General features: G+C 47.7%; 31 protein-coding genes and 1 other annotated feature. Of the genes, 27 read left to right on the top strand and 4 right to left on the bottom strand.

From position 1 onward, the window contains the following. Nucleotide 1: 1 nt before the first annotated feature. The 10 genes from minD (at nucleotide 2) to pheA (ending at nucleotide 7,272) form a co-directional block, all read left to right on the top strand. Nucleotides 2-805: a septum site-determining protein MinD gene (minD, locus tag NYE38_RS13545; protein ID WP_003152655.1), complete on the top strand. Its 804-nt coding sequence runs from the start codon at nucleotides 2-4 to the stop codon at nucleotides 803-805. Between the two features lie 127 nt (nucleotides 806-932). Further along, a complete protein-coding gene (locus NYE38_RS13540; protein WP_017418246.1) occupies nucleotides 933-1,736 on the top strand; it encodes a M23 family metallopeptidase in 804 nt (267 codons plus the stop codon). Next, complete coding sequence (locus NYE38_RS13535; RefSeq protein WP_017418245.1) at nucleotides 1,729-2,595, top strand: M50 family metallopeptidase; 867 nt, start codon at nucleotides 1,729-1,731, stop codon at nucleotides 2,593-2,595. The genes NYE38_RS13540 and NYE38_RS13535 overlap by 8 nt, the downstream gene beginning before the upstream one ends. A 58-nt stretch (nucleotides 2,596-2,653) precedes the next feature. Next, nucleotides 2,654-2,727 (top strand) — a sequence feature (ribosomal protein L21 leader region). A gap of 13 nt (nucleotides 2,728-2,740) precedes the next feature. After that, a complete protein-coding gene (rplU, locus tag NYE38_RS13530) occupies nucleotides 2,741-3,049 on the top strand; it encodes a 50S ribosomal protein L21 (protein WP_003152660.1) in 309 nt (102 codons plus the stop codon). A gap of 2 nt (nucleotides 3,050-3,051) precedes the next feature. Next, on the top strand, nucleotides 3,052-3,393 hold the full coding sequence (locus tag NYE38_RS13525) for a ribosomal-processing cysteine protease Prp (RefSeq protein WP_012118103.1): 342 nt from the start codon (nucleotides 3,052-3,054) through the stop codon (nucleotides 3,391-3,393). Between the two features lie 12 nt (nucleotides 3,394-3,405). Next, on the top strand, nucleotides 3,406-3,690 hold the full coding sequence (gene rpmA / locus NYE38_RS13520) for a 50S ribosomal protein L27 (protein ID WP_003152662.1): 285 nt from the start codon (nucleotides 3,406-3,408) through the stop codon (nucleotides 3,688-3,690). Between the two features lie 317 nt (nucleotides 3,691-4,007). Then, nucleotides 4,008-4,586: a sporulation initiation phosphotransferase B gene (locus tag NYE38_RS13515; protein WP_014418543.1), complete on the top strand. Its 579-nt coding sequence runs from the start codon at nucleotides 4,008-4,010 to the stop codon at nucleotides 4,584-4,586. Nucleotides 4,587-4,617: 31 nt separating this feature from the next. Further along, the gene (gene obgE / locus NYE38_RS13510; protein ID WP_017418244.1) at nucleotides 4,618-5,904 is read left to right on the top strand and encodes a GTPase ObgE; all 1,287 of its coding nucleotides are present in this window, start codon (nucleotides 4,618-4,620) and stop codon (nucleotides 5,902-5,904) included. Between the two features lie 53 nt (nucleotides 5,905-5,957). Further along, entirely contained in the window at nucleotides 5,958-6,401 is a 444-nt protein-coding gene (thrR, locus tag NYE38_RS13505) for a transcriptional regulator ThrR (RefSeq protein ID WP_007408173.1), read from the top strand. Nucleotides 6,402-6,414: 13 nt separating this feature from the next. Continuing rightward, nucleotides 6,415-7,272, top strand: a complete 858-nt coding sequence (gene pheA / locus NYE38_RS13500; protein ID WP_003152668.1) for a prephenate dehydratase — start codon at nucleotides 6,415-6,417, stop codon at nucleotides 7,270-7,272. Between the two features lie 25 nt (nucleotides 7,273-7,297). Here the strand turns inward: pheA and NYE38_RS13495 are convergent, their stop codons facing one another. Together NYE38_RS13495 and NYE38_RS13490 are read right to left on the bottom strand one after the other, a co-directional pair. Continuing rightward, the gene (locus NYE38_RS13495; RefSeq protein WP_014418541.1) at nucleotides 7,298-7,840 is read right to left on the bottom strand and encodes a transcription repressor NadR; all 543 of its coding nucleotides are present in this window, start codon (nucleotides 7,838-7,840) and stop codon (nucleotides 7,298-7,300) included. Beyond that, nucleotides 7,837-8,988, bottom strand: coding sequence for an IscS subfamily cysteine desulfurase (locus NYE38_RS13490; protein WP_017418243.1), 1,152 nt, complete (start codon nucleotides 8,986-8,988; stop codon nucleotides 7,837-7,839). The genes NYE38_RS13495 and NYE38_RS13490 overlap by 4 nt, the downstream gene beginning before the upstream one ends. 106 nt (nucleotides 8,989-9,094) lie before the next feature. On the opposite strand from NYE38_RS13490, the gene nadB reads away from it, so the two are divergent. The 12 genes from nadB (at nucleotide 9,095) to yajC (ending at nucleotide 20,013) form a co-directional block, all read left to right on the top strand. Beyond that, nucleotides 9,095-10,660 carry an L-aspartate oxidase gene (nadB, locus tag NYE38_RS13485; protein ID WP_022552882.1) on the top strand — a complete coding sequence of 522 codons (1,566 nt, stop codon included), beginning with the start codon at nucleotides 9,095-9,097 and terminating at the stop codon, nucleotides 10,658-10,660. Beyond that, nucleotides 10,642-11,490: a carboxylating nicotinate-nucleotide diphosphorylase gene (gene nadC, locus NYE38_RS13480; protein WP_017418241.1), complete on the top strand. Its 849-nt coding sequence runs from the start codon at nucleotides 10,642-10,644 to the stop codon at nucleotides 11,488-11,490. The genes nadB and nadC overlap by 19 nt, the downstream gene beginning before the upstream one ends. Before the next feature lies 1 nt (nucleotide 11,491). Next, nucleotides 11,492-12,595 carry a quinolinate synthase NadA gene (gene nadA / locus NYE38_RS13475; RefSeq protein ID WP_014418538.1) on the top strand — a complete coding sequence of 368 codons (1,104 nt, stop codon included), beginning with the start codon at nucleotides 11,492-11,494 and terminating at the stop codon, nucleotides 12,593-12,595. Nucleotides 12,596-12,721: 126 nt separating this feature from the next. After that, the gene (safA, locus tag NYE38_RS13470) at nucleotides 12,722-13,912 is read left to right on the top strand and encodes a spore coat assembly protein SafA (protein ID WP_340802242.1); all 1,191 of its coding nucleotides are present in this window, start codon (nucleotides 12,722-12,724) and stop codon (nucleotides 13,910-13,912) included. A 147-nt stretch (nucleotides 13,913-14,059) separates the two neighbouring features. Then, nucleotides 14,060-14,653, top strand: coding sequence for a YhcN/YlaJ family sporulation lipoprotein (locus tag NYE38_RS13465; RefSeq protein WP_065180387.1), 594 nt, complete (start codon nucleotides 14,060-14,062; stop codon nucleotides 14,651-14,653). A gap of 384 nt (nucleotides 14,654-15,037) precedes the next feature. Continuing rightward, nucleotides 15,038-15,547 carry an intercompartmental signaling factor BofC gene (locus tag NYE38_RS13460; protein ID WP_012118093.1) on the top strand — a complete coding sequence of 170 codons (510 nt, stop codon included), beginning with the start codon at nucleotides 15,038-15,040 and terminating at the stop codon, nucleotides 15,545-15,547. A gap of 134 nt (nucleotides 15,548-15,681) precedes the next feature. Beyond that, a complete protein-coding gene (ruvA, locus tag NYE38_RS13455; RefSeq protein WP_003152683.1) occupies nucleotides 15,682-16,287 on the top strand; it encodes a Holliday junction branch migration protein RuvA in 606 nt (201 codons plus the stop codon). A gap of 10 nt (nucleotides 16,288-16,297) precedes the next feature. Continuing rightward, on the top strand, nucleotides 16,298-17,302 hold the full coding sequence (gene ruvB / locus NYE38_RS13450) for a Holliday junction branch migration DNA helicase RuvB (RefSeq protein WP_003152685.1): 1,005 nt from the start codon (nucleotides 16,298-16,300) through the stop codon (nucleotides 17,300-17,302). Continuing rightward, nucleotides 17,295-17,495 (top strand): DUF2905 domain-containing protein, encoded by a 201-nt coding sequence (locus tag NYE38_RS13445; RefSeq protein ID WP_003152687.1) that lies wholly within the window; start codon nucleotides 17,295-17,297, stop codon nucleotides 17,493-17,495. The genes ruvB and NYE38_RS13445 overlap by 8 nt, the downstream gene beginning before the upstream one ends. Nucleotides 17,496-17,520: 25 nt before the next feature. Beyond that, nucleotides 17,521-18,549, top strand: coding sequence for a tRNA preQ1(34) S-adenosylmethionine ribosyltransferase-isomerase QueA (gene queA, locus NYE38_RS13440; protein WP_003152692.1), 1,029 nt, complete (start codon nucleotides 17,521-17,523; stop codon nucleotides 18,547-18,549). Nucleotides 18,550-18,576: 27 nt separating this feature from the next. Further along, entirely contained in the window at nucleotides 18,577-19,722 is a 1,146-nt protein-coding gene (tgt, locus tag NYE38_RS13435) for a tRNA guanosine(34) transglycosylase Tgt (protein WP_007408186.1), read from the top strand. A 30-nt stretch (nucleotides 19,723-19,752) separates the two neighbouring features. Further along, nucleotides 19,753-20,013 (top strand): preprotein translocase subunit YajC, encoded by a 261-nt coding sequence (gene yajC / locus NYE38_RS13430; RefSeq protein WP_003152695.1) that lies wholly within the window; start codon nucleotides 19,753-19,755, stop codon nucleotides 20,011-20,013. Between the two features lie 52 nt (nucleotides 20,014-20,065). Here yajC and NYE38_RS13425 read toward each other — a convergent pair whose 3' ends face one another. Continuing rightward, nucleotides 20,066-20,452, bottom strand: a complete 387-nt coding sequence (locus tag NYE38_RS13425) for a TIGR04086 family membrane protein (protein WP_003152697.1) — start codon at nucleotides 20,450-20,452, stop codon at nucleotides 20,066-20,068. Between the two features lie 166 nt (nucleotides 20,453-20,618). On the opposite strand from NYE38_RS13425, the gene NYE38_RS13420 reads away from it, so the two are divergent. Next, the gene (locus tag NYE38_RS13420; RefSeq protein WP_013353038.1) at nucleotides 20,619-21,275 is read left to right on the top strand and encodes a DUF421 domain-containing protein; all 657 of its coding nucleotides are present in this window, start codon (nucleotides 20,619-20,621) and stop codon (nucleotides 21,273-21,275) included. A 7-nt stretch (nucleotides 21,276-21,282) separates the two neighbouring features. On the opposite strand, the gene spoVB is transcribed toward NYE38_RS13420, so the two are convergent. Beyond that, entirely contained in the window at nucleotides 21,283-22,839 is a 1,557-nt protein-coding gene (gene spoVB / locus NYE38_RS13415) for a stage V sporulation protein B (protein WP_065522677.1), read from the bottom strand. Nucleotides 22,840-22,953: 114 nt separating this feature from the next. On the opposite strand from spoVB, the gene NYE38_RS13410 reads away from it, so the two are divergent. From NYE38_RS13410 to NYE38_RS13395, 4 genes are all read left to right on the top strand, one after another. Further along, a complete protein-coding gene (locus NYE38_RS13410; RefSeq protein ID WP_007408189.1) occupies nucleotides 22,954-23,250 on the top strand; it encodes a post-transcriptional regulator in 297 nt (98 codons plus the stop codon). A 36-nt stretch (nucleotides 23,251-23,286) separates the two neighbouring features. Further along, nucleotides 23,287-25,509: a protein translocase subunit SecDF gene (secDF, locus tag NYE38_RS13405; protein ID WP_340802252.1), complete on the top strand. Its 2,223-nt coding sequence runs from the start codon at nucleotides 23,287-23,289 to the stop codon at nucleotides 25,507-25,509. A gap of 130 nt (nucleotides 25,510-25,639) precedes the next feature. Then, complete coding sequence (locus NYE38_RS13400) at nucleotides 25,640-26,137, top strand: cation:proton antiporter regulatory subunit (protein ID WP_017418232.1); 498 nt, start codon at nucleotides 25,640-25,642, stop codon at nucleotides 26,135-26,137. A gap of 61 nt (nucleotides 26,138-26,198) precedes the next feature. Further along, complete coding sequence (locus tag NYE38_RS13395; protein ID WP_014418528.1) at nucleotides 26,199-26,525, top strand: lipopolysaccharide assembly LapA domain-containing protein; 327 nt, start codon at nucleotides 26,199-26,201, stop codon at nucleotides 26,523-26,525. Nucleotides 26,526-26,564 lie beyond the last annotated feature (39 nt).

Here is a 26,564-nt window from a genome sequence, read left to right as displayed (position 1 = left end):
ATTGGGTGAGGCTATCGTAATAACTTCGGGAAAAGGCGGAGTAGGTAAAACAACAACATCTGCAAACCTCGGTACCGCCTTAGCCATTTTAGGGAAGCGCGTCTGTTTGGTAGACACAGATATCGGACTGCGCAACCTTGATGTCGTAATGGGTCTTGAAAACAGAATTATTTACGACTTAGTAGATGTAATTGAAGGCAGATGCAAGACGCATCAAGCGCTTGTCAAAGACAAACGTTTTGATGATCTGCTTCATTTAATGCCGGCTGCCCAGACAAGCGACAAGACGGCTGTTGTCCCTGAGCAGATCAAATCGCTTGTGCAGGAGCTTAAGCAGGAATTTGATTATGTCATTATTGATTGTCCGGCCGGAATTGAACAAGGCTATAAAAATGCCGTCTCCGGAGCTGATAAGGCGATTGTTGTGACGACGCCGGAAATATCAGCGGTGCGGGACGCTGACCGCATTATCGGACTTTTGGAGCAGGAAGATATTGAACCGCCGCGCCTTATCGTGAACCGCATCAGAAATCACCTGGTGAAAAACGGTGACACGATGGATGTGGATGAAGTTGTTCATCATCTGTCTATTGATCTCCTCGGAATCGTTGCTGACGATGATGAAGTGATCAGGGCTTCAAATATCGGCGAACCGATTGCCATGAATTCCAAAAACCGCGCCAGCATTGCGTACCGCAATATCGCCCGGCGCATTTTAGGAGAATCCGTTCCTTTGCAGGTGCTTGAAGAGCAGCAAAAAGGGATGATGGCGAAAATCAAGTCATTTTTCGGCGTGCGTTCATAATATATACCAGAATACAAAGATCTGATGAAGCCCAGCTTATCAGGTCTTTTTTGTTTTTCAAGAGCGCATATTTGCAATGGACAAGACATAGGATGTACAAACCCAACGATTGCAAAGGATGATGGCGATGAGTCACAGAGCTGATGAAATTAGAAAAAGACTGGCCAAAAGAAGAAAACAGCGGCCTGAATCAAAACGGACTTTCGTTCAAAACGCCCGAACTCAGGATTTTCCCGCGTGGCAGACGGTCAAGGAGCAGGAAAAGCACAAGCTTCTACCGGACTACGAATATCAAACGGAACACCCGCCCGAATTTAACGGACGGCATCCATTGATCAGCGCTCATTCTATTATTTTAAAATGCCTGCTGGCCGCCTGTCTCGTACTGATCTCCGCTATTGCCTATAAAACTGACAAACAGCCGTTGAGTCAGATCAAACCGGCGATCGCACAAACCTTTCAAAAGGAATTTCAGTTTGCTGCCGTAAGCAATTGGTTCGTATCTTCCTTCGGAAACCCGCTCGCTTTTCTTACGCCGGGAACGAAAAAGAAGGACGGTCAGGTGGCGGTCAGTCAGGATATGGCCGTTCCTGCCGCGGGGAAAATCCAGCAGGACTTTCAAAATAACGGAGAGGGCGTCGTCGTCGAAACCGCCAGCGAAGCCATTGACAGCGTAAAAGAAGGCTACATTATGGAAGTGAGCAAAGATAAAAAAACAGGGCTGACGGTGAAGGTGCAGCACGCCGACAATACAAGCAGCATTTACGGCCGGCTAAAAGATGTTAACGTTTCATTGTACGACTTTGTCGATAAAGGGAAAAAGATCGGTTCGATCAAGCTTAACGATAAAAGTAAAGGCCAGTACTATTTCGCGATCCAGGATGGCGATAAATTCATAGATCCGATCCAGGTGATCACTTTTGATGAATAAATGGCTCAGCCTCCTTTTCAAAGTTCATGTCCATCCTTTTCTTTGGATTATCATGGGGCTTGGTCTTATGACGGGGCACATCAAAGCGCTGCTGTGTCTTTTGCTGGTCGTATCCGTTCATGAGCTGGGGCATGCTGCTCTGGCTGTGTTTTTTTCGTGGCGCATAAAACGAATCTTTCTGCTCCCTTTCGGCGGGACGGTTGAGGTGGAGGAGCACGGAAACCGGCCGCTTAAAGAGGAATTCGCGGTCATCCTGGCAGGCCCGCTTCAGCATGTGTGGCTTCAGGCGGCAGCCTGGCTCTTTTTCATGTCAGGTTTTGCAAGTGAGCAGACATTTGAGATGTTTACCTTTTATAATCTCTCTATTCTTTTCATCAATCTTTTGCCGATCTGGCCGCTTGACGGCGGAAAGTTTGTGTTTTTATACTTCTCTAAACAAATGGCTTTTCAAAAAGCGCATCTCCTCAGCCTGCAGACATCGGCCGTTTCCGCGCTTTTGCTCTGCTGCTGGATTGTGCTGGCCGTCCCCCTTCAGGTCAGTGCATGGGTGCTGTTCGTCTTTCTCGCCGCTTCTTTATGGGATGAATACCGGAAGCGGCACTATATTCAGCTGAGGTTTCTTTTGGAGAGATACTACGGCAAAAACCGCGATGTCGCCATGCTGCATCCTTTGACGGTCGCGGCCGATGCCAAAGTGAAACATGTCATGGCCGAATTCAAACGGGGATGCAAGCACCCCATCATCGTTGAAAAAGCCGGAGAAAAGCTCAGCCAGCTCGATGAAAATGAAGTGCTTCATGCGTATTTTGCCGATAAACGGACAGATTCCTCTATGGAAGACCTGCTGCTGCCTTACTAGAAATAGATTGACATATCCTTTTGGTTCTGATATATTTTTTAATGTTATGGATGTAGCACCAATGCTACAACCGCTCGGGACAGGTGATAAGAGCTTTAAAGCCCCCTGTTGCTGGCGAGTCTTAGTCTAATAGGAGGTGCAGAGAATGTACGCAATCATTAAAACAGGCGGAAAACAAATCAAAGTTGAAGAAGGTCAAACTGTTTACATCGAAAAACTTGCTGCTGAAGCAGGTGAAACAGTGACGTTTGAAGACGTATTGTTTGTTGGCGGAGACAGCGTGAAAGTCGGCAACCCAACAGTTGCAGGCGCGACAGTTACAGCTAAAGTTGAAAAACAAGGCCGTGCGAAAAAAATCACTGTTTTCCGTTACAAGCCAAAGAAAAATGTTCATAAAAAACAAGGTCATCGTCAGCCTTATACTAAATTGACAATCGAAAAAATCAACGCGTAAGCATGATTGAGGCAACAATTCGAAGATCCCGGAATGACGGGGGCATTTTGTCCTTTGAAATGACGGGACATGCCGATTTTGCTGAACATGGACGAGATCTCGTATGCGCCGGGGTCACGGCTGTCGTTTTCGGAGCGGTCAATGCGGTTATCGCGCTGGCTCCTCTCGAACCGATTCTTGATATAGGCGAGGACGGGGGTTATTTCTACTTTGAATTCCCTGAAGCCGCTGATCAGGAAGCTTTGCAAAAAGCGCAGCTGCTGATTGAAGGCATGATTGTTTCTCTTGAAACGATCGAGCGGGATTACAGTGAACACTTACGGTTGACTGCAAACCAAATATAGGAGGTGAGTTACATGCTTAGATTAGATCTTCAGTTTTTCGCTTCTAAAAAAGGTGTAGGTTCTACAAAGAACGGACGTGACTCTGAATCTAAACGTTTAGGCGCTAAACGTGCAGACGGTCAATTCGTAACAGGCGGATCTATCCTTTACCGTCAACGCGGAACGAAAATCTACCCAGGTGAAAACGTGGGCCGCGGAGGAGATGACACTCTTTTTGCTAAAATCGACGGAACTGTTAAATTCGAACGTTTCGGCCGTGACCGCAAAAAAGTGAGCGTATATCCTGTAGCTCAATAATGACACAAAAAACTCCGGTCGTTGACTGGAGTTTTTTTTGCAGTAAGCGGAGTAACATCAAGAATGAAAAGCAGAGGATGCGTGAGTGAACCCCGCCTTGAATGAGGACATCAGCTTCCCATACCCACTGGATATGTTCCCCAAGCAGTGATACCAAAAATGTTTCTGCCTGGCATCCGCATAGTATGCGATCCGAAAAAGGAACATGATGAACCAGGAAAAACAAGTGTTTTTTTAACAAAGCCTTCTCTGTTATAATTCATAGTACACACTTATCAAGACTCCTAAAAAGAAATTAAACGATTGGGAGTGCGAAAATGAAGGATGTATCGAAGAAACAAGAAGAACCTGTAAGCGATGCGGCTCTGATCAATGAGCTGATCCAATTAATGGGCCATTTCCGTCATGATTGGATGAATAAGCTGCAGCTGATAAAAGGAAACTTAAGTTTGCAGAAGTATGACAGGGTCGTTGAAATTATTGACGAAATGGTCATAGATGCAAAGCACGAATCAAAGCTCTCAAACCTGAAAACCCCGCACTTGGCGTTTGACTTTCTTACATTTAATTGGAAGTCCCGTTATATGAGGCTCGAATACGAAGTGCTCGGAGAAATTAAAGATTTATCGGCATATGATCAAAAGCTGTCGAACCTGATGAGAAAACTGTTTCATCTGTTCGGTCTGGCGGTAAACAATGAAAGTGAAAATCATCTGACCGTATCGCTGCAGACGGATCACCCTGACAGACAGCTTATTGTATATCTCGATTTTCATGGAACGATTGCAAATGCAGATGTGTTTGATGAATTTCGCAAATCCCGGTATGAGGACTTTGATGTCATGCAATTTGAGCTGACCGGCCATGAATGTGTGGCCGAAATTGGAATGAACTAGCGGTTTTTTACGGTTTAGAACGGAGGATATTATGTTTGTAGATCAGGTGAAAGTATATGTAAAAGGCGGCGACGGCGGTAACGGAATGGTTGCGTTCCGCCGTGAAAAATATGTGCCGAAAGGCGGGCCTGCCGGCGGTGACGGAGGTAATGGAGGCGACGTCGTTTTTGAGGTTGATGAAGGACTGCGCACGCTCATGGACTTCCGGTACCAGCGGCATTTCAAAGCGATACGCGGCGAACACGGCATGTCTAAAAACCAGCACGGCAGAAATGCGGACGATATGGTTGTTAAAGTTCCGCCCGGCACAGTCGTAACGGATGACGATACAAAACAGGTCATTGCCGATCTGACTGAGCACGGGCAGCGCGCCGTCATCGCAAAAGGCGGACGCGGCGGACGCGGGAATACCCGCTTTGCGACACCGGCCAACCCGGCACCGCAGCTGTCAGAGCACGGAGAGCCCGGAAAAGAGCGCTATATCGTGCTTGAACTGAAAGTGCTTGCAGACGTAGGTCTCGTCGGCTTCCCGAGCGTCGGAAAATCTACGCTTCTGTCTGTCGTTTCATCGGCAAAGCCGAAAATCGCCGATTATCATTTTACAACGCTTGTTCCGAATCTGGGCATGGTGGAAACGGATGACGGAAGAAGCTTCGTCATGGCGGATCTGCCCGGTTTGATTGAAGGAGCGCACGAAGGAGTCGGCTTAGGCCACCAATTTCTCCGCCATATCGAACGGACGCGCGTCATCGTTCACGTCATTGACATGTCAGCGATGGAAGGCCGTGATCCGTATGAGGATTATGTGACCATTAATCAGGAGCTCAGTGAATATAATCTGCGGCTGACGGAGCGTCCGCAAATTATCGTTGCGAATAAAATGGACATGCCCGAAGCGGCTGAAAATCTTAAAGCGTTTAAAGAAAAGCTTCAGGATGATCACCCTGTCTTCCCGATCAGCGCGGTGACGAGAGAAGGGCTCCGCGATCTTCTGTTTGAAGTCGCCAACCAGCTGGAAACAACGCCTGAATTCCCGCTGTATGATGAAGAAGAACTGGCGGAAAACCGTGTAATGTACACGATGGAAGATGAAGAAATTCCATTTAACATTACCCGTGATCCGGACGGTGCGTTTGTGCTTTCAGGTGACAGCCTGGAACGCCTCTTTAAAATGACTGACTTCTCCCGTGACGAATCCGTCAAGCGTTTTGCAAGACAGATGCGCGGTATGGGCGTTGATGAAGCGCTCAGAGAAAGCGGTGCTAAAGACGGCGATATCATCCGGCTTCTGGAATTTGAATTTGAATTTATTGATTAAAAAAACGGAGAGCTTGCGATGCAGGCTCTCTGATGTAAAAGGGAGGGGTGCAGGTGAAAGAAGAGACATTTTATTTAGTGCGTGAAGACGTTCTGCCTGATGCGATGCGGAAAACTCTAGAAGTCAAAAAGCTGCTCGACAGAAAAAAGGCTGAATCGGTTGCAGATGCCGTGCAGAAAGTTGATTTAAGCAGAAGCGCTTTTTACAAATACCGAGATGCGGTTTTCCCCTTTTACACGATGGTTAAAGAACAAATAATCACACTTTTCTTTCATTTGGAGGATCGGTCAGGCGCGTTATCCCAGCTTTTGCAGGCGGTGGCTGACTCAGGAAGCAACGTGCTTTCCATTCACCAGACGATTCCGCTTCAGGGCAGGGCGAATGTCACGCTCTCAATCAGTACGTCCGCAATGGAAGAAAACATTCATACGTTAATGAATAAACTGAGAAAATTTGATTTTATAGAAAAAGTTGAGATCTTAGGGTCAGGCGCGTAAGGAGAGAAGAGACATGAAAGTCGGTTATTTAGGGCCAGAAGCCACATTTACACATCTAGCAGTCAGTTCCTGCTTTCAAAACAGCGTGACACAAGCACCTTATCAAACAATACCGGCATGCATGGATGCGGCGGTTGCGGGAGAAGTTGATCTTGCATTTGTTCCTTTGGAAAACGCGCTGGAGGGCTCGGTTAACTTAACGATTGACTATTTGATTCATGAGCAGCCTCTTGCGATCGTGGGGGAAATGACGCTGCCGATTCACCAGCATCTGCTCGTTCACCCTTCGAGAGAAAATGAGTGGAAAAAGCTTGAGAAAATTTATTCTCATTCCCATGCGATTGCGCAATGCCACAAATTTCTTCACCGGCATTTTTCGTCCGTTCCTTATGAGTATGCGAAGTCAACAGGTGCGGCTGCCAAGTATGTCAGTGAGCATTCGGACCTTCCGATCGGCGTGATTGCAAATGAAATGGCCGCCGCTACATACGGATTGAGCATCGTGAAGCGGGATATTCAGGATTATCAGGACAACCACACGAGATTTGTCATTCTTTCGCCTGAAAAAGACGTCTCATTCGAAGTGAATGCGAAACTGTCTTCACGGCCGAAAACGACGATGATGGTAACGCTTCCCCAAGATGACCAATCAGGTGCGCTGCACAGGGTGCTGTCCGCTTTTTCATGGAGAAACCTGAATTTATCAAAGATCGAATCGCGCCCGACAAAAACGGGTCTCGGCAACTATTTCTTTATTATTGATATTGAACAGGCGATGGATCAGGTTCTCATTCCCGGTGCCGTTCAAGAGATGGAAGCCCTCGGCTGCCGGGTCAAGCTTCTGGGAACATATCAATCCTATTCGATATAAAAAAAGCCCTTCAGGGGGCTTTTTTTTAATCTTTTATTAAAATACCCGCGTCGTCCAGCGCTTGGCAGGCTTGGTCAATCCGCTCTTTTGTCGGGGCGCTTAACGTATGGAGGTGCACGCCTCCGGTCAGCTGTGAAAGGTAAGCGGCATTTGTCGAGTTAATGTGATCCATGAATTGTTTGACTTCTTTCCGTGTGCTGACTCTTATGGCGGCGGTTAAATCGCCGTATACGGGGTGTTCAATAATGACGTCCTTTATGGTGACGCCTTCATCGACAATGAGTTCAAGCTCTTCTTCCGTCCGCTCCGGGCCGTGCAGACAGGCGACAATCCGTTCGGCGTTTTTTTCGCCGCCGGCATTCATGCTGATGTATAAGTAGCCTTGGCTCGTCGCGATGATCGGCTCGTTTTTTGCTTTCAAGAGCGATATGTCCTGCACGATCACCTGTCTTGAGACATTTGCTTTTTTGGCCAATTCGCCTCCTGTTAATGGCGAGCCGGCTTCTTTCAGCCAATGAAGCAGCATGTCGCGTCTTTTCTCCCCAGTAAGCTTCGTTCCTTCTGTCAAATTGCTGATTCTCCTTTCTTTTGCTCCCACAGCGCCGTAAATGTATGTATCAGCATATCGAGCTGTTCACATGTTGTTTCGTTTCCGAATGAGATTCGGAAAAACTGCCGCGCTTCCCGTTCGGTTTTTTTCAGCGCCTTCATAGCTGAAGAAGGGCCGTGGCTGCCGGCGGAACATGCGCTCCCGGTTGAGATGCAAATATCGTTACGATTACATTCTAACATAATATATTGTCCTTCAAAGGAGTGAAAAAAACACCCGACAATGTGGGGCAGGCATTCACCGCCGGTTTCTTCCTCTGAAAATGAAATGGGGAGGCCTTGACGCCGAATTTGGTCATACAAATAATTCCTCAGCCTGTCAGCATGCTCACGGTGTTCCTCCATATGTTTCACTGCATACTCCGCAGCAGCGGTAAAAGCGCCGATGGCCGGCACATTCACCGTACCGGGCCTGAACCCGTTTTCATGCACGGTATACGGATAAACCGGGTTCCAGCTGACACCGGGCCGAATGTAAACAGCCCCGGTGCCTTTCGGGCCGTATACTTTATGACCGGAGACGGAAAGGGCGTCGATTCCCGCCTGATCTGCATTAATCGGCAGTTTGCCGAAACTTTGAACACAATCGCAATGCAGCAAAATGTTTCTCTGGTGAAGAAAAGCGGCCAGACGATTCACAGGCTGGATGAGGCCGGTTTCTGAATTGGCGTGCTGTATGGAAACGAGCCCCGTGTCAGGACGGATATGAGCCGCCAGTATGTCCTCGGTTATAAGGCCGTTTTCGTCGGGATATATGATGGTGATATCAATTCCCCGATCAGCTAAAAACGCTGCGGCATTATGGATCGAATGGTGTTCCATTGCGGTCGTAATAAAATGTTTTTTGTGATCGGGCAGACCGTGCAGCAATGATTGGACGGCCAAGATGTTCGCTTCCGTTCCGCCGCTTGTAAAGTAAATGCCGTCTGCCGCTCCGCCGATCAATTTTCCTGCAGAATGTCTGCAATATTCCAGCACGTCCGCCGCTCTTCCTCCGGCGTCATGAAGGCTGCTTGCATTGCCGTATACCTCTGTGCTGAGATGCTGAAAGACTTTCGCGGCTTCTTTGCTTAAAGGCGCTCCCGCCGCGTAATCAAGATAAATCATACAGCCCGTCTCCTATCCGTTTATGTTAAAAAAAAGCTTGAGTTTATTTTATCGCTGTGTAAATATAGGTGTCAAGACAGGTGTAAATATAACAGGAGGGTGATGTATGTCTGAAAAAACAATTATCGTCATTGGTTCGGGGACGGCGGCCCTTGCCTGTGCTTCCTCATTTCCTCCGTCATATCAAGTGACCGTCATCACAAAGAGAAACGTAACGAACAGCAATTCGCATTATGCTCAAGGCGGGATTGCTGTTTCATACGCAAAAGATGACTCTTTAGAATCCCATGTGAACGATACACTGTATGCGGGATGCGGACACAATGACGTGACAGCCGTGCGGCATTTGCTGAAAAGCGGACAGACCATGATAAACAGGCTGATAGAAGGCCATTTCCCTTTTGATACGAAGTCGGACGGAACGTTTTGTCTCGGCAGGGAAGGGGCTCATTCCAAAAGGAGGATTCTGCACGCCGGGGGAGATGCGACCGGACGGATGTTGGTTGAGTTTCTGGTTCGGCAGCTGAGGGACGGCATACGGATCATTGAACACGAGTCGGTTGTTGATCTGCTGATTGAACACGGACGATGCGCAGGCGTTGCCGTAAAGGATGCTTCAGGCGCCGTTTCTTACAGAAGAGCGGATTGTGTAGTGCTTGCATCAGGCGGCTGCGGCAGTCTGTACCAATATCACACAAATGATTCCGCCATAACGGGAGACGGCATCGCTCTTGCCTTTCGCGCGGGAGCTGAGATCACGGATATGGAGTTCACCCAGTTCCACCCGACCCTCCTTGTGAAAAACGGGACTGTGTACGGCCTGATTTCTGAAGCAGTGAGAGGAGAAGGAGGATATTTAGCGGATCGCTTCGGGCGCAGGATCATGGCTGGCAGACACGCACTAGAAGATTTGGCGCCCCGGGATGTGGTTTCACGGGCGATTTATGAAGAAATGATGAAAGAAAATCCTGTTTTTATAAATTGCAGCCGAATAGCCGATTTTAAGAAACGTTTTCCGACCATAACAGAAATTTGTCAAACAGCCGGTGTTGATCTCGAAAGCGGAATTCCCGTAGCACCCGGAATGCATTTTTTAATGGGCGGAGTAAAAGCCGATACATGGGGGAAAACGTCCGTGCCTGATTTGTACGCTATAGGCGAAACCGCCTGCACAGGCTTGCACGGGGCGAACCGCCTTGCGAGCAACTCACTGCTGGAAGCGCTGGCAAGCGGGCAACGATGTGCTGAACATATCATTCAAACACCGTTAAACGGAAGATATAAAAAAACCCCGAAGAAATTTGACGTCATCTTAGAAGTGCCGGACACAACGCTTCATGTGCTCCAAGCCAAAATGACAACCGGAGCGGGCATCGTCAGGCAAAAAGAAAACATGCAGGCGCTGGCATCCTGGCTTAACAACGTATCTGTGCGTCATATAAATGTGAAGGATATCACAATAGAACAAGCCGAGCTATCCTGCCTATGGAAGACTGCGCAACTTGTTGTGACCTCAGCCCTTATTCGGGAAGAAAGCAGAGGCGCTCATTTTCGCGCTGATTTTCCCGGGACGGAGAAAGAGTGGCACGGAAAACAAATCATTCATTCAACATCTGGAACAGTTATCAGAAAAAACGAAAGGATTGGGGAACTATGGACATTCTGCAGCTGAAACAAATGCTGACTCATTTTTTTCAGGAAGATATCGGAACGGGTGATGCGACGTCACAAGCGATTTTTGCTGATCAGCAATGTAAAGCGCGAATCATCGCAAAAACAGATGGCGTGTTTGCCGGAGAAGCCGTTATCCGTGAAGGATGGAAGCTTTTACACGATGATATCCGCGTCCGCTCCCTGAAAAAAGACGGAGAACGGATGAAAAAAGGAGACGTGCTCGCTGAAATGGAAGGCCAGGCGGCGGCTCTTCTTACGGGGGAGCGGGTCATTCTGAATCTCTTACAAAGAATGTCAGGCGTTGCGACAATGACGGATGAGGCCAAAAGGCGTCTTGATGATCCGTCCATTAAGATTTGTGATACGAGAAAAACGACACCCGGGCTCAGAATGCTGGAAAAATACGCCGTTCGGGTCGGAGGCGGCTTTAATCATCGCTTCGGCTTATATGACGGCATCATGATAAAAGATAATCATATTGCCGCCTGCGGATCGATAAAGGCGGCCGTGGAGCGGGCAAGAAAAACGGCGGGGCAGATGCTTGCGGTTGAAGTCGAAATCGAATCCGAACAGCAGCTGCTCGAGGCAATAGAAGCGGGCGCAGACGTTATTATGTTTGACAACTGTCCGCCTGAGTCCGTCCGGCGTTTTGCAGGCATGACACCGGGCCATATCAAAACGGAAGCATCTGGAGGCATAACGCTCGACACATTGCCCGCTTATAAAGGAACGGGCGTCCAATATATTTCACTCGGATTTCTGACTCATTCAGTAAAAAGCGCCGACATCAGCATGGATGTTGAGGCTGCGGAACAGGGGGATTTTTAAGATGTCTATTTTTGACGTGTTAACTGCATCAGCCGAAATGATGCCGAGCCATTATAAAGACATGAGCACCGGAGAAATGGAGAAGCGGGTCGCTGCCATTAAACGGGATTTCGGAAAGCGCCTGTTCATTCCGGGGCATCACTATCAAAAAGACGAAGTAATACAATTCGCCGATACGGCAGGTGACTCCCTGCAGCTTGCTCAAGTGGCAGAAAAAAATAAAGAGGCGGAATATATTGTGTTTTGCGGCGTGCATTTTATGGCGGAAACCGCTGATATGCTGACTGATGATAACCAAACCGTCATTTTGCCCGATATGCGCGCCGGATGCTCGATGGCTGATATGGCAGATATTCAGCAGACGGACAAAGCATGGCAAGAGCTTCAAGAACTGTACGGTAACACCATCATTCCGTTAACATATGTTAACTCGACGGCGGAAATTAAAGCATTCGTCGGACGGCACGGAGGAGCGACCGTCACCTCTTCGAATGCCCGGAGTGTGCTGAAATGGGCTTTTAAACAAAAAGAGAGAATTTTATTTTTGCCGGATCAGCATTTAGGCAGAAATACAGCCTATGATCTCGGCATTCCGCTGACAGAAATGGCTGTATGGGACCCGGGGCAGAACCGATTGCTTACTGACCATCCGGAAAACATTAAAGTCATCCTTTGGAAAGGGCATTGCTCCGTACACGAAAAGTTCACAGCGGAAAATATTTCTCAGCTGCGGCAGCGGGATTCCGGCATCCGCATTATCGTTCATCCGGAATGTTCGAGGGAAGTGGTCTCGCTCAGTGACGACAGCGGGTCTACCAAATACATTATTGATACGATTGAACAGGCTGAACCGGGAAGCAAGTGGGCGATCGGAACGGAAATGAATCTTGTTCAGCGCCTCATTCAATCGCATCCGGATAAACAGATTGAATCATTGAATCCCGATATGTGTCCGTGTCTGACAATGAACAGAATCGATCTGCCGCATTTATTGTGGTCGCTTGAGCAGCTTGAAAAAGGCGAGCTGAAGGGTGTCATTAAAGTTCCGGAAGCGGTTCGGACAGAAGCGCTTCGTGCTTTGAACAGAATGCTGAGTCATACGTAGTTATAAAAATTTCCCCTCCTTCCCAAATTTTTTATCATCATGCCCAGTCCATCGGCATATAGTGTGAAGAAACGTATTGTAATGACAAATGTACCGTTCACGTTTTGTGCATAGGAGGGGAAAACGTTGAAAATTCATATCGTTCAAAAAGGCGATTCGCTCTGGAAAATAGCTGAAAAATACGGAGTTGATCTTGAAGAGTTAAAAAAACTGAATCATCAGCTTAGCAATCCAGACTTAATTATGCCTGGAATGAAGATAAAGGTGCCTTCAGAAGCCGTTCCGGTCAGAAAAGAACCTAAGGCCGGCTTCGGAACGTCTGCGCATAAGCATGAGCATCCATATGCCAAAGAAAAACCGAAATCAGTTGTGGACATTGAAGACACCATACCGGAAGAACCAAAGCCGTCGATTCCTTATGTGCCGCCAATCCCTGAAAAGCATGAAAATGTGCTGCCGGAAGCTGATATGAACCAATATTACCCGTCCAATCAGCTGTTTCAGCCGTGGTCGCCTCCTAAGCCGGAGGAACCGGTGACACATTTTGTCGAGCCGAAAGAAAAAGAGCATGACAATAACATTCCACAACAGGAGGAAATGATCAACATGGAAAACGCGAATTACCCGAATATGCCAAAGGCGCCTGAAGCCGGAAAGATGGAAGAAGAAAACGCCGCTTATCATCTGCCGAACATGCCAAACATTCCGAATGTCCCGTTTCCGAATATGCCGGCCGTTGAACCGCCTTTTATGCATTACCCGATGCCGTGCATGCCTTGTCCTTGTCCGGTTCCGGTGACACCGATGCTGCCGGGTTCTGGATTATGCCATCCGTGCTTCCCGGTAGGCGGAGGTTTCGGCGGTTTTGGAGGAGGTTTCGGAGGCTTTCCGGTCATGCCGATGCCGTTACCGTACGGATTCCATCATCCGGGATTTGGGCCGCAAGCGGGTTACGGTGAATATGAAAACCAGGCCCATGAAAATGCAGAGCATTATGATGGTTCTGCATCTGGTTTCGGCGGTGCTCCTTACGGTCAAATGCCGTATTACGGCGGATATTCGTCACATTACGCACACGCCCCTCATCATGATGGAAAATATAAGGATGATGATTGCGGCTGCCATGATTCACATCATCACCATCATCACCACCACGGTTCACATCACCATCACGCAAATGTGCCTGTGCAGCCGTATCCGAATGTGGGTGCAAACGCCGGATATTTTATGCCTTACGGCGGAGCAAATCCTAATGCCGCGCCGAATCAGCCGAGTCCAAATCAAGTATTCGGACGGCCGGAGGAAGAAGAAGATTAATGTTTCGGGACGATGTATGTCGTTCCTTTTTTTATGTCCAACTGAGGAATGGACATAACTGACAAGCTTAAACCCGCCGTCGGCCGCACATCCTAAACATGAGCGGAAAACGCTCAAACAGCGATGAATCCACGGGGGGTTTTTCCATTGGGTAAAAAACTGATGACGATCGCAGGCGTTTTAGCCGTGACGGCTAGCTTAACGGCATGCGGAGCAAATAATGCCATGAATGACGGACGCTACAATCAGTCAACACGTCCGGTCGGATATTATTCGAATGATAATGATAACGGCAGACGCCAGTACGGAATGGACCATCAAGGACCCGTTTCTGAAATGATGGAAAACCGAAACGGCCGTCATAATACGACAAACGTGTCCGACCAGTATGCGCCTAATGACGGGGTTCCGTTAACGACGGACGGCACATATAACGGCCGAAATGTCAATACCCCGCCGGCAGCAATGTCTTATAATGGGTATGACAACGACGAAAACATCAGGCTGGCGGCAAAAGTTGCAAACCGCGTGAAAAAAGTAAAAGGCGTACAGGATAGTCAGGTCATCGTGACTGACACGAGAGTCGTCATTGCCGTCAGAACAAATCATCCTTTTACGAAAAATGATGATAAACATGTCAAACATGCGGCCAAAAAATTTGCGGACGGCCGTACAATTCAAGTGTTTACCGACAACGCTACTTTTACAAAGCTGCAAGACATGAACAGAAACAGCCGTTAAACGGGACTGCCGGATGATTTCATCCGGCAGTATTTTTATGGATAAAGCTTCATCATTTCTTTACATATTCTTAAAACGCTCTTTATGTTGCGGTGTTAACATAAAAGTAATAAAACGTAACGGAGGGGCCGGAATGAAAAAAACGGAGCATGACAAAAGCCGCGGAGAAAAAACTGTGTATCTGACCGTAAGGGGATACCGGCTCAAACTGACGCCCGGACAAATGAAACTGATTTCAGCCGGCCGGGCATAATCATCGGGGCAGCCCTCATATAGAGGCTGCTTTTTTCCGGCTGAAACAGACAAATGAAAGAAAACGGTTAAGCACCGGCATCTTTGGTCAAACTAGCATCAAGAGTTTGATTGAATAAAGAGGTGTTATTGGTGAAACGAATTTGCGGTGCTCGTCTATTGTTTATGCTTATCTTATCGGCTGCAGTCCTGATTTGCGGAGGAAAAGGCGCATACGGGGCGGAGGTTGAGCATTACGGGCCGCTTCGGGTGCACGTCCAGCTGGAAAAGGTCTATCTGGACGGAGATGTCGGCATCGAACATACGGATGAAACCGTTTTGGCGATGGAGGATTTTTGGGCCGCATATGCGGGCTGGACGCTCGTTGAGCAGAAAAAAGGCTTCGTCCTTTTCCGTAAGCATGTTGATGACATTTCTCCGCTCAGTAAGGTTAACGGTTATATCGGCGTCACGGACGGAGGCGTCATCTCCACTTTTCACGGCCGTCCCGGATCGCTGGCCGAGCCGATTCAATCTTTCTTCCAGATTGATATAGAAAGGCTGGAAAGCCGATTGCAAAAGCACTTGGAACACGGCATACCGTACAGGACAAAAGCGGAGTTTGAGAGCGTGATCGATCATATTAAGACTTACAGCGGCTGACTTTGACGCAAGACATGTGACACATGTCTTTTTTTTCTGAATGGAAGGTGTCAAAGCGAACATACGTTAACTTTTCTATAAGACTTTGGCTGTTTTTGTGTTACAATGATAAGCAGTCAAAGAGGTGAATAGGTGTGATTGAATTCGTGAAGGGGACGATTGATTATGTATCTCCCCAATACATCGTGATTGAAAACGGCGGAATCGGCTATCAGGTCTTCACTCCGAATCCGTTTATTTATAAGGTAAGCAATCAAGAGACCATTTTTACGTATCATCATATAAAAGAAGACGCCTTTTCTTTGTACGGTTTTTCAACCCGGGAAGAAAAAGCGCTTTTCACAAAGCTGCTGAACGTCACCGGCATCGGGCCGAAAGGGGCCCTCGCCATCCTCGGTTCCGGTGACCCCGGAGCCGTCATCGAAGCGATCGAACAGGAAGATGAAGCCTTTTTGGTGAAATTTCCGGGTGTGGGCAAAAAAACGGCGCGGCAGATTATTCTTGATTTGAAAGGCAAACTGGCCGACGTCGTGCCTGAAATGATTGACAACCTGTTCAATCATGAAGCGCGCATTGAAAAACAAGAGGCTGAAACGGCGCTTGACGAGGCGCTTGAAGCGCTTAGGGTTCTCGGCTACGCCGAAAAAGAAATTAAAAAAGTGCTTCCTCACTTAAAAGAGGAAACGGCGCTTTCAACAGATCAATATGTGAAAAAAGCATTGCAAAAATTATTAAAGTAAGGTGATGTTCATGGATGAACGGCTCGTTTCAAGTGAAGCAGACAGCCATGAATCAATAATCGAGCAAAGCCTCAGGCCGCAGAATCTCGCCCAGTATATCGGCCAAAAGAAGGTGAAAGAAAATCTGCGCGTGTTTATCGATGCGGCGAAAATGAGGCAGGAAACGCTGGACCACGTTCTTTTATACGGGCCTCCGGGTCTCGGGAAAACAACGCTTGCGTCTATCGTGGCCAATGAGATGGGTGTGGAGATGCGGACGACGTCAGGTCCCGCCATCGAAAGACCGGGAGATTTGGCAGCCATTTTGACGGCGCTCGAACCAGGGGATGTGCTGTTTATAGACGAAATTCACAGGCTGAACCGCTCGATTGAGGAAGTGTTGTACCCGGCGATGGAGGATTTCTGCCTTGATATCGTCATTGGAAAAGGCCCGTCCGCCCGCTCCGTCCGTCTCGACCTTCCCCCTTTTACGCTTGTAGGAGCGACGACAAGGGTCGGATTATTGACCGCACCGCTCAGAGACCGGTTCGGGGTGCTGTCGCGCCTTGAATACTATACGCAGGAAGAGCTGACAGATATCGTGTCAAGAACGGCTGACGTTTTTGAAGTGGATATCGAAGAAGCTCCGGCTCTGGAGATCGCCAGACGGTCAAGGGGAACGCCGCGGGTTGCAAACCGGCTTCTCAGAAGGGTGAGAGATTTTGCCCAGGTGCTCGGCGACAGCCGCATCACGGAAGAAATCGCTCACGACGCGCTCGAACGTCTTCAAGTCGATGCGCTCGGCCTTGACCATATCGACCATAAGCTGCTGATGGGCATGATCGAAAAATTCAGCGGCGGTCCTGTCGGCCTTGATACGATTTCCGCGACAATCGGCGAAGAACCGCACACAATAGAGGATGTGTACGAACCGTATCTGCTGCAGATCGGATTTCTACAGAGGACGCCGAGGGGACGGGTCGTGACTCCGGCTGTGTATGAACATTTTCGATTGGAGGCGCCCGCCCGTGACTGACTTTCCGAAGGTTCTCATGGTTCTCGGTGCCGTTTTGCTTATTGCCGGCGCAGTCTGGCACTTTGTCGGAAGGCTGCCCGGAGATATTTTCGTTAAGAAGGGAAATGTTACATTTTTCTTTCCCGTTGTCACTTGTATTGTGATCAGTGTGATACTATCCATTCTGCTTAATTTTTTCGGCAGAATGAAATAACAATAGACAGAATAAAGGTGAAATGATGAAAGTCGATTTATTTGATTTTGAACTGCCTGAACGCCTCATTGCCCAAGTGCCGCTGAAAGAGCGTGACGCATCGCGGCTGATGGTGCTCGACAAACAGACGGGCGGGCTGACGGACAGTTCATTTAAAGAGATTGTAAGCTTTTTTAATGAAGGGGATTGTCTCGTCTTGAACAATACCCGTGTGCTGCCTGCAAGATTATTCGGCACAAAAGAAGATACGGGAGCGAAAGTGGAGCTTCTGTTATTAAAACAGGAAGAAAATGACACATGGGAAACGCTCGTAAAGCCGGCGAAACGCGTAAAAAAAGGAACGGTCCTGACATTTGGCGACGGCCGGCTGACAGCGGTCTGCACGGAGGAGCTTGATCACGGAGGCAGAAAAATAGAATTTCGGTATGACGGGATTTTTTACGAAGTGCTTGAATCACTCGGTGAAATGCCGCTGCCTCCTTATATTAAAGAGCAGCTTGATGATAAAGAACGGTATCAGACCGTCTTTTCAAAAGAAATCGGATCTGCCGCAGCTCCGACGGCCGGACTTCATTTTACGGAAGAGATTCTGGACGAGCTGAAGCAAAAGGGTGTGCGGATTGAATTTATCACACTTCATGTGGGACTCGGCACATTCCGCCCCGTCAGTGCGGATGATGTGGAAGAGCATAACATGCACGCGGAATTTTATGAAATGACGGAAGAAACCGCCGCCTCTTTAAACGAGGTCAGAAAGGCGGGAGGGCGCATCGTGTCGGTCGGGACGACATCAACGCGCACCCTGGAAACCATTGCCGGCGAGCATGACGGCGTATTTACCGCTTCAAGCGGCTGGACGTCCATCTTCATTTATCCGGGATATGAATTTAAAGCGATTGACGGTATGATCACCAATTTTCATCTGCCGAAATCTTCCCTTATCATGCTCGTTTCTGCGCTTGCCGGCAGAGAGCATGTTCTTTCCGCCTACCGTCATGCGGTAGAAGAGGAATACCGTTTCTTCAGCTTTGGCGACGCCATGCTGATTATCTAATTTGAATGACAGGAGGCCTCATACAAAGTGGCTGAACAACCGATACGTTATGAATTTATAAAGGAATGCAAACAAACGGGAGCGCGGCTGGGCAGAGTTCATACGCCCCACGGCTCCTTTGAGACGCCTGTATTTATGCCGGTCGGCACGCTTGCTACGGTAAAGACGATGTCTCCGGATGAGCTGAAATCTATGGATGCGGGCATTATTTTAAGCAATACGTACCATTTATGGCTCCGTCCGGGACACGACATTGTAAAAGAAGCGGGCGGGCTTCATAAGTTTATGAACTGGGACCGCGCGATTTTAACAGATTCCGGCGGTTTTCAGGTCTTTTCATTGAGCAAGTTTCGTAATATAGAAGAAGAAGGCGTTCATTTCCGCAATCACTTAAACGGAGACAAGCTGTTTTTATCTCCGGAAAAAGCGATGGAAATTCAAAACGCCCTCGGCTCTGATATCATGATGGCGTTTGATGAGTGTCCGCCGTATCCGGCAGAGTATGATTACATGAAACGCTCTGTGGAACGGACCAGCCGCTGGGCGGAACGCTGCCTGGAGGCGCACGGGCGCTCAGATGAGCAGGGTCTGTTCGGAATCGTACAAGGCGGAGAATACGAAGACCTGCGGACACAAAGTGCAAAAGACTTGGTTTCGCTTGATTTTCCGGGGTATGCCATAGGCGGATTATCTGTCGGCGAGCCGAAGCACGTCATGAACCGAGTGCTTGAGTTTACAACTCCGCTTTTACCGAAGGACAAGCCGAGATATTTAATGGGTGTGGGTTCACCGGATGCCTTAATTGACGGCGCCATCCGCGGCGTGGATATGTTTGACTGCGTACTGCCGACCCGGATTGCCCGAAACGGCACGGTGTTTACGAATGAAGGGCGTCTGAATATGAAAAACGCCAAATATGAGCGTGATTTCCGTCCGATTGACGAAGAGTGCAGCTGCCATACATGCAAAAATTACTCCCGCGCTTACATCAGACATTTGATCCGCTGTAATGAAACGTTTGGAATTCGATTAACAACTTACCATAACCTTCATTTTCTGTTACACTTAATGGAGCAGGTCAGACAAGCCATCCGGGAGGATCGTCTTGGTGATTTCCGAGAAGAGTTCTTTGAGCGTTACGGCTATAATAAGCCAAATGCGAAAAGCTTCTAAATAAAACCATTCTTGAAAGGAGGGAAACAGATGGGTACTTTAGGCACAATCGTTCCTATTATTTTAATGTTTGCAGTGCTTTATTTCCTGCTCATCCGTCCGCAGCAAAAGCAGCAGAAGGCCGTACGCCAGATGCAGGAAGAGCTGAAAAAAGGGGATTCAGTGGTGACAATCGGAGGATTGCACGGCACTGTTGATTCAATTGATGAGAGCAAGGTCGTCATTAAAACAGGTGATAACACCCGTTTAACTTTTGACCGCCGCGCAATCAGAGAAGCTTCCGCTGAGTAACAGAGAAGCTCATACATACTAAAAAAGAGCGGAGAATCCGCTCTTTTTTTTATTACGCTGATCTGCTTCCTTTCAAATTCACTCCGAAAATCCCGCCCAGCATACTGACTCCCAAAAAGCCGAGGTGAAACAAAAGCTGCCCGGATGTAAACGTTTTTCCGAACCCTAAATATTGAAACAGCAAGATGATTAACGAGAAACAAACGGCGGTTAACGCTCCGATCATCCAGCCTTTTTCTTTCGCTTTGCCGCCGGAAATAAAACCGCCCGCAAATAAAGATAGAAAAGAAAGCGCGGTGATCAGCCAGCTGAAAGATGACTCTTCCATTGAGGTGACCGTCAGTAACAGTGAAATCGCCAAACTTGTAAGAAGCATCACCGCAAAAATAGCCACTAAACCGTACAAAACGCCTCTTCCCACTTGTTTCGTTTCTTCCATTTTTATCTCCTCTCCGCTCTGCGGCCTGATATATGACAAGCCGGAGCCCGTCTTTTTCTAAATGTATTCTCTGAATGTTCGAATTAGACGTAAATGCATGATGTTCAGCCCGTTTATTACATAATTCAGAGCCGATGGCAAATGCTATGACCGTTGGAGGTGCGATATGGGAGATATTTTCATTATTACGTTTCGTACAATAGTGCTTTACATCATCATTCTTGTGATTTTCAGGCTGATGGGAAAGCGGGAAATCGGAGAGCTGAGCATTTTGGATTTTGTCGTTTCCATTATGATTGCTGAAATAGCGGTTTTGGCAATTGAAAATGTAGAGGATCAGCTTTTGCATACCATTGTGCCGATTGTCATTTTAATGATTATTCAGGTAAGCCTTGCTTTTGTCTCGCTCAAAAGCCAAAAAATACGGCAGCTGCTTGACGGCAAGCCAACCACTATCATTAAACAGGGAAAAATCGACGAACGGGCGATGAGATCACAGCGCTACAATTTTGACGACCTTCTGATGCAGCTGAGGGAAAATAACATCGAAAGAATTTCTGACGTGTCATACGCCGTTTTAGAGTCATCAGGAAAACTGTCAATCGTCAAAAAGAAAAACAATAAGGATAAGCAGCTGGAAACCCCGCTCATTGTCGATGGAGTCGTTCAAAACGAGCATTTAGACAGAATCGGGAAAGACAAACACTGGCTCGAAAAAAATTTAGCAAAAAGAGGATATCGCGATCTTTCGGAAATATCATTCTGCACGTTTACAGACGGGGCTTTTTTTATTGATATCAAAAATGAAAAAGGGGAGCCTTAAACCGGACTCACCGCATCACAAACCGGCCGATGACCGGAATCCGGATCAGCTCCTCCCTTTTAATCAGCCTGAATATCAGCAGAAGCACAATGTACAGTATCACGGTCATTGCAATCCATCCTGTGAGATTAACAGCCTCTGACCCTGAAAAATGAACGGCGTGCTTTATAATGCGGCTCACATAGCCGCAAATGAATATGACGGCAAAGCAGAGCGCGTATTCTTTTATTTTAATGCTGATCGGGAGCACTTTGCTTACAGTGGCCGCATGCAGCAGGGTGACGAGGACCATTCCCGTCACAATCGCCAATGCCGCGCCCATAATGCCGAGCGAAGGCCTGGTCGCCAGCACAAAAATAAGGCCTGTTTTAACAGCGGCGCCGATAAAACTGTTCATCATGGCGGCCCCGGCTAAATTAAGCGCCTGCAGCACCGCTTGAAGGGGCCCCTGAAAATAATAAAGCAGAAAAAACGGCGCCATCACTTTAATAAATACCGCCGCATTCGTTGATCCGTACATGACGGACATCAGCTCATCAGCGAAAGAGAATAAAATAACCACCGAAATGCCCCCGCTTAAAAGACACAGCCTCATCGCCTGTTCCAGACGGTATTCGACAACTTGCAGCTTTTTTTGCTCCATTCCTTCACTGATCGCAGGAACAAGCGCTGTTGACAGAGAATAGGTTATAAAGCTGGGCAGCGTCAAAACCGTCATGGCAAAACCGGTCAGCTCCCCGTACTGGCTGGTGGCGGCAGCGGTGGCCACTCCTGCAATCGCAAGGCTCTGCGCGACGACAATAGGTTCAAAAAACCAAGACAAGTTTCCGATGAAGCGGCTTCCGGTTGTCGGAAGCGACACGCTCATCAGCTGGCGGAAGGTTTCTTTTCCATTTGCAATCGACTTGAAAAATTGTTTTCTGATTCTGATTGTTTTTTTGGCCTTGAAACAAATGAATAAATAAATAAGAGAGGCGAGCTCCCCGATGACAGACGAAATCATGGCTCCGGCCGCGGCATATTCAATTCCGTACGGCAGAAACACCGTCGTGCAGACCGCGACAAGTGAAATCCGCACAATTTGTTCAAGCACTTGGGAAAACGCCAGCGGGTTCATATTCTGCCTGCCTTGAAAATAACCGCGCAGCACGCTGGAGATTGCGATAATCGGCACGACGGGCGTAATCGCCAAAAGCGGGTAAACCGTGCGTTGATCAGTCAGCATCGTTTCGGCCATAATCGGCGCAAAGCATAAAAACAGCGGCGTAAAGATGAGACTTAATATCCCGGTGATGGTAAGCGACATCACTAAAATATGTTTCATTTTTTCCCGGTCCCCCCGGGCGCTTGCTTCAGCGACAAGCTTGCTGATGGCAACAGGGAGGCCGAATTGGGTCAAAGTGGTGGCCAAGAAAAATGTCGGGGCAGCCATCATGTACAATCCGACCCCTTCTTCACCGATAAACCGGGCGATGACCACCCGGTTGACAAAGCCGAGCATTCTTGTAATCATCCCGGCTGCGATGAGAATAAGAGTGCCCCTTAAAAAAGTCTGTTTTGCCATTTTACAACCCCTGCCTTCTCAAACTACCTGGAATCATATACAATAAGGATATGCGCCGATGTCGTCCGAGCATGACAAGTCTTCGAGAAAAATGGAAAAAGGAGCGAGCGCCCAGTGGAGAAACATCCCGCCGAAATGTACAAAGATCATTTGCGGCCTTTCTTGTACAGTAAACTTGAAGAGTTCAAAATCCTCGGATACGATGATGTTGAGCACGAGAGTTTATGGTCATACTTAATACATAAAAAGTGGAAACAGAAAAAGGAACTGCCGCTGCATGAATTGGCCGGTCATATTTTATCAGTTAAAATTGGCGATTTTATGAACTATGCAACCGTTGAAGCTTTTAAGTCGTCTAATTGGCTGGAAAGCGATGAGGGTCAGGAAGCTTTGGATGAACTGCTGAGATAATGATTTGACGGCATAGGTTTAAGGAGGAAATACATAATGAAAAAAGGACGCTTGATTGCGTTTTTCCTGATCGTATTATTGATCGGCACAGGGCTGGGGTATTTTACAAAACCGGCTGCCGATAATATTACGTTAGGATTGGATTTACGCGGCGGGTTTGAAGTTCTGTACGATGTGCAGCCCGTCAAAAAAGGCGATAAAATCACAAAAGACGTGCTCGTCAGCACGGTGCAGGCGCTGAACCGCCGGGCTAACGTTCTCGGCGTAAGCGAGCCGAACATTCAGATTGAAGGAAATAACCGTATCCGCGTTCAGCTGGCTGGCGTCACGAACCAGAACAGGGCGCGCGAAATTCTGTCAACGGAAGCGCAGCTCTCGTTCAGGGATACGAATGATAAAGAGCTGTTAAACGGCTCTGATCTCGTGGAAAACGGCGCGAAGCAAACCTTTGATCCGACGACGAATAAGCCAATCGTCAGTGTGAAATTAAAGGACGCTGACAAATTTGGTGAAGTGACTAAGAAAATTTTAAAGATGGCACCTAACAATCAACTTGTTATATGGTTAGACTACAAAGAAAGTGAATCATTTAAGAGTGAAGTTAAAAAAGCACATCCGAAATATATTGCGGCACCAAACGTCAGACAAGAATTGAATACTACTGACGTTACTATCGAGGATGATGATTTTACCGTTCAAAAAGCAAAGGACTTGGCCAATATTTTAAACGCGGGCGCGCTGCCTGTGAAACTGACCGAAAAATACTCTACTTCAGTAGGGGCGCAATTCGGACAGCAGGCTTTGCATGATACGGTAGAGGCCGGCATCATCGGGATTGCACTTGTTTTCTTATTTATGCTGCTTTATTACAGACTGCCGGGTCTCATTGCGGTTATCACGCTTTCTGTATATGTGTATATCACGCTTCAAGTGTTTGACTGGATGCAGGCGGTGCTGACACTTCCGGGTATCGCGGCCCTCATTTTGGGTGTAGGGATGGCGGTTGACGCCAATATCATCACCTATGAACGGATAAAAGAAGAGCTGAAACTCGGAAAATCCGTCCGCTCGGCTTTCCGTTCAGGGAACAGACGGTCATTTGCGACGATTTTCGATGCGAATATCACAACGATCATCGCAGCGGTCGTGCTCTTTATTTTCGGGACAAGCTCTGTAAAAGGGTTTGCGACGATGCTGATTTTGTCAATTCTGACAAGCTTTATTACAGCTGTCTTCCTTTCAAGATTCCTGCTCTCCCTTCTTGTGGAAAGCAGATGGCTTGACCGGAAAAAAGGCTGGTTCGGCGTCAAGAAAAAACATATTATGGACATCCAGAAAACAGATGAAAATACTGAACCGCATACGGCGTTCCAAAAATGGGATTTCACGAGCAAACGAAAATACTTCTTTATTTTCTCAAGTGCTGTGACTATTGCGGGAATTATCATCTTACTGATCTTTAAACTCAACCTGGGAATCGATTTTGCAAGCGGCGCGCGGATTGACGTGCAGAGCAATCATGCCTTGACGGCGCAGCAGGTTGAAAAAGACTTTGACTCTCTCGGCATGGACCCGGAAAACGTAGTGCTCTCAGGTAAAGAGAACCATGTCGCCGCGGCCCGGTTTGTCGGAGAGCCATCTAAAGAAAAGATCGCTGAAATCAAAACGTACTTTAAGGACAAATACGGAGCTGAACCGAATGTCAGCACGGTATCGCCGACAGTCGGAAAAGAGCTGGCCCGTAATGCCTTATATGCCGTGGCAATTGCATCAATCGGCATCATTATTTACGTGTCAATACGTTTTGAGTACAGAATGGCTGTCGCCGCAATTGTATCCCTGCTGTATGACGCTTTCTTTATCGTCGCGTTTTTCAGCATTACAAGGCTGGAGGTCGACGTCACCTTTATCGCCGCTGTGCTCACCATTATCGGTTACTCGATAAATGATACGATCGTTACATTTGACCGGATACGCGAGCAGATGAAAAAGCGCAAGCCGAAGTCATTTGCCGATCTGGAACACATCGTGAATCTGAGCTTGCAGCAAACCTTTACACGCTCGATTAATACGGTCTTAACCGTTGTGATTGTTGTCGTCGTGCTGCTCATTTTGGGCTCATCGTCAATTACAAACTTCTCCGTCGCTTTATTGGTCGGTTTATTGACGGGTGTTTATTCCTCTCTTTACATCGCCGCGCAGCTGTGGCTTGTATGGAAAGGAAAAGAATTTAAAGGGAAAAAATCAATCGAAGAGTAAAAGGAAACAGGCTGTCTTCCGGAAGGCAGCCTGTTTTTTCAGGCCGCATTGAACTTAAAACCTGCATTTGCTATAATGACATACGCTTACATAATCAATCATCATTGTAAAAACATGTAGGAGGGTTCTTATGAACGTTCGTGAGTCGGAGCTTCCGGGCATCGGCCAGAAAGTAGAAGTCATTACGAAAAATCACGATAAAATCAGTATTATTCTTCATGATGACGGCAGAAAAGAGCTCTATTACTTCGATGAGAATGATCATGACGAATGCTTGGCATCCGTTGAATTTAACGACGAAGAGGCAAGGCAGATTTCCGCTATTTTAGGCGGGATGACGTATAAGCCGAAAGCGCTGGAATCTGTGGAAGTCGCGCTTGATGGCCTCGTCATTGAGTGGTTTAAAGCCGAATCTCATGCACCGGCTGTCAGCCGTACAATCGGAGATTTGGAGATCAAGAAACATTACAACGTCCAGATTATTGCGATCGTGAAGAAAAACCGGCAAAAACAGCTGAGTCCCGGTATTGATACCGTAATTGAAGAAGGGGACACCCTCGTCATATCGGGAGAAAGAAGCGGACTGAAAAAGCTGGTCCGCGAGCAGTTGACGGCCCGGATTTCCTGAGGCCGGGGTTTACTCCCGGGAAAATGGGGGAAAAGATAAGAAAATAATTGGGGGCAGACGCATGAATAAACAATGGACTATTATATTCGCTTTACTATTTACTCTGATTGTCGCCATCTTTGCTGTCATTAACGTGCGGGCGGTTGAGGTTGATTATCTGTTCGGAACCGCTGAATGGCCGCTGATTTTAGTCATTTTAGGTTCTGTGTTAATGGGAGCGCTGATCGTGTTTTCGGCCGGTATCTTTCAAGTGATGAAGCTGAAGCGCGAAATTAAAATGCTGCGGAAAGAAAACAGATCCGCAGGTGAATTGACGGCTGATTCGGACGGCCAAAAAACAGCCGCGCCGCCGGAAGAAATGCTTGAAGAGAAAAAAGGATCAGAATAACATTTGAAACCCCTCAGTCCGCTCTAGTATAATAGGGTG

It is taken from the genome of Bacillus sp. EU63 (assembly GCF_038592915.1).
Lineage (GTDB): Bacteria > Bacillota > Bacilli > Bacillales > Bacillaceae > Bacillus > Bacillus velezensis.
The sequence above is the reverse complement of the archived record's forward strand: the minus strand, read 5'-3'. Positions and strand labels throughout refer to the sequence as shown.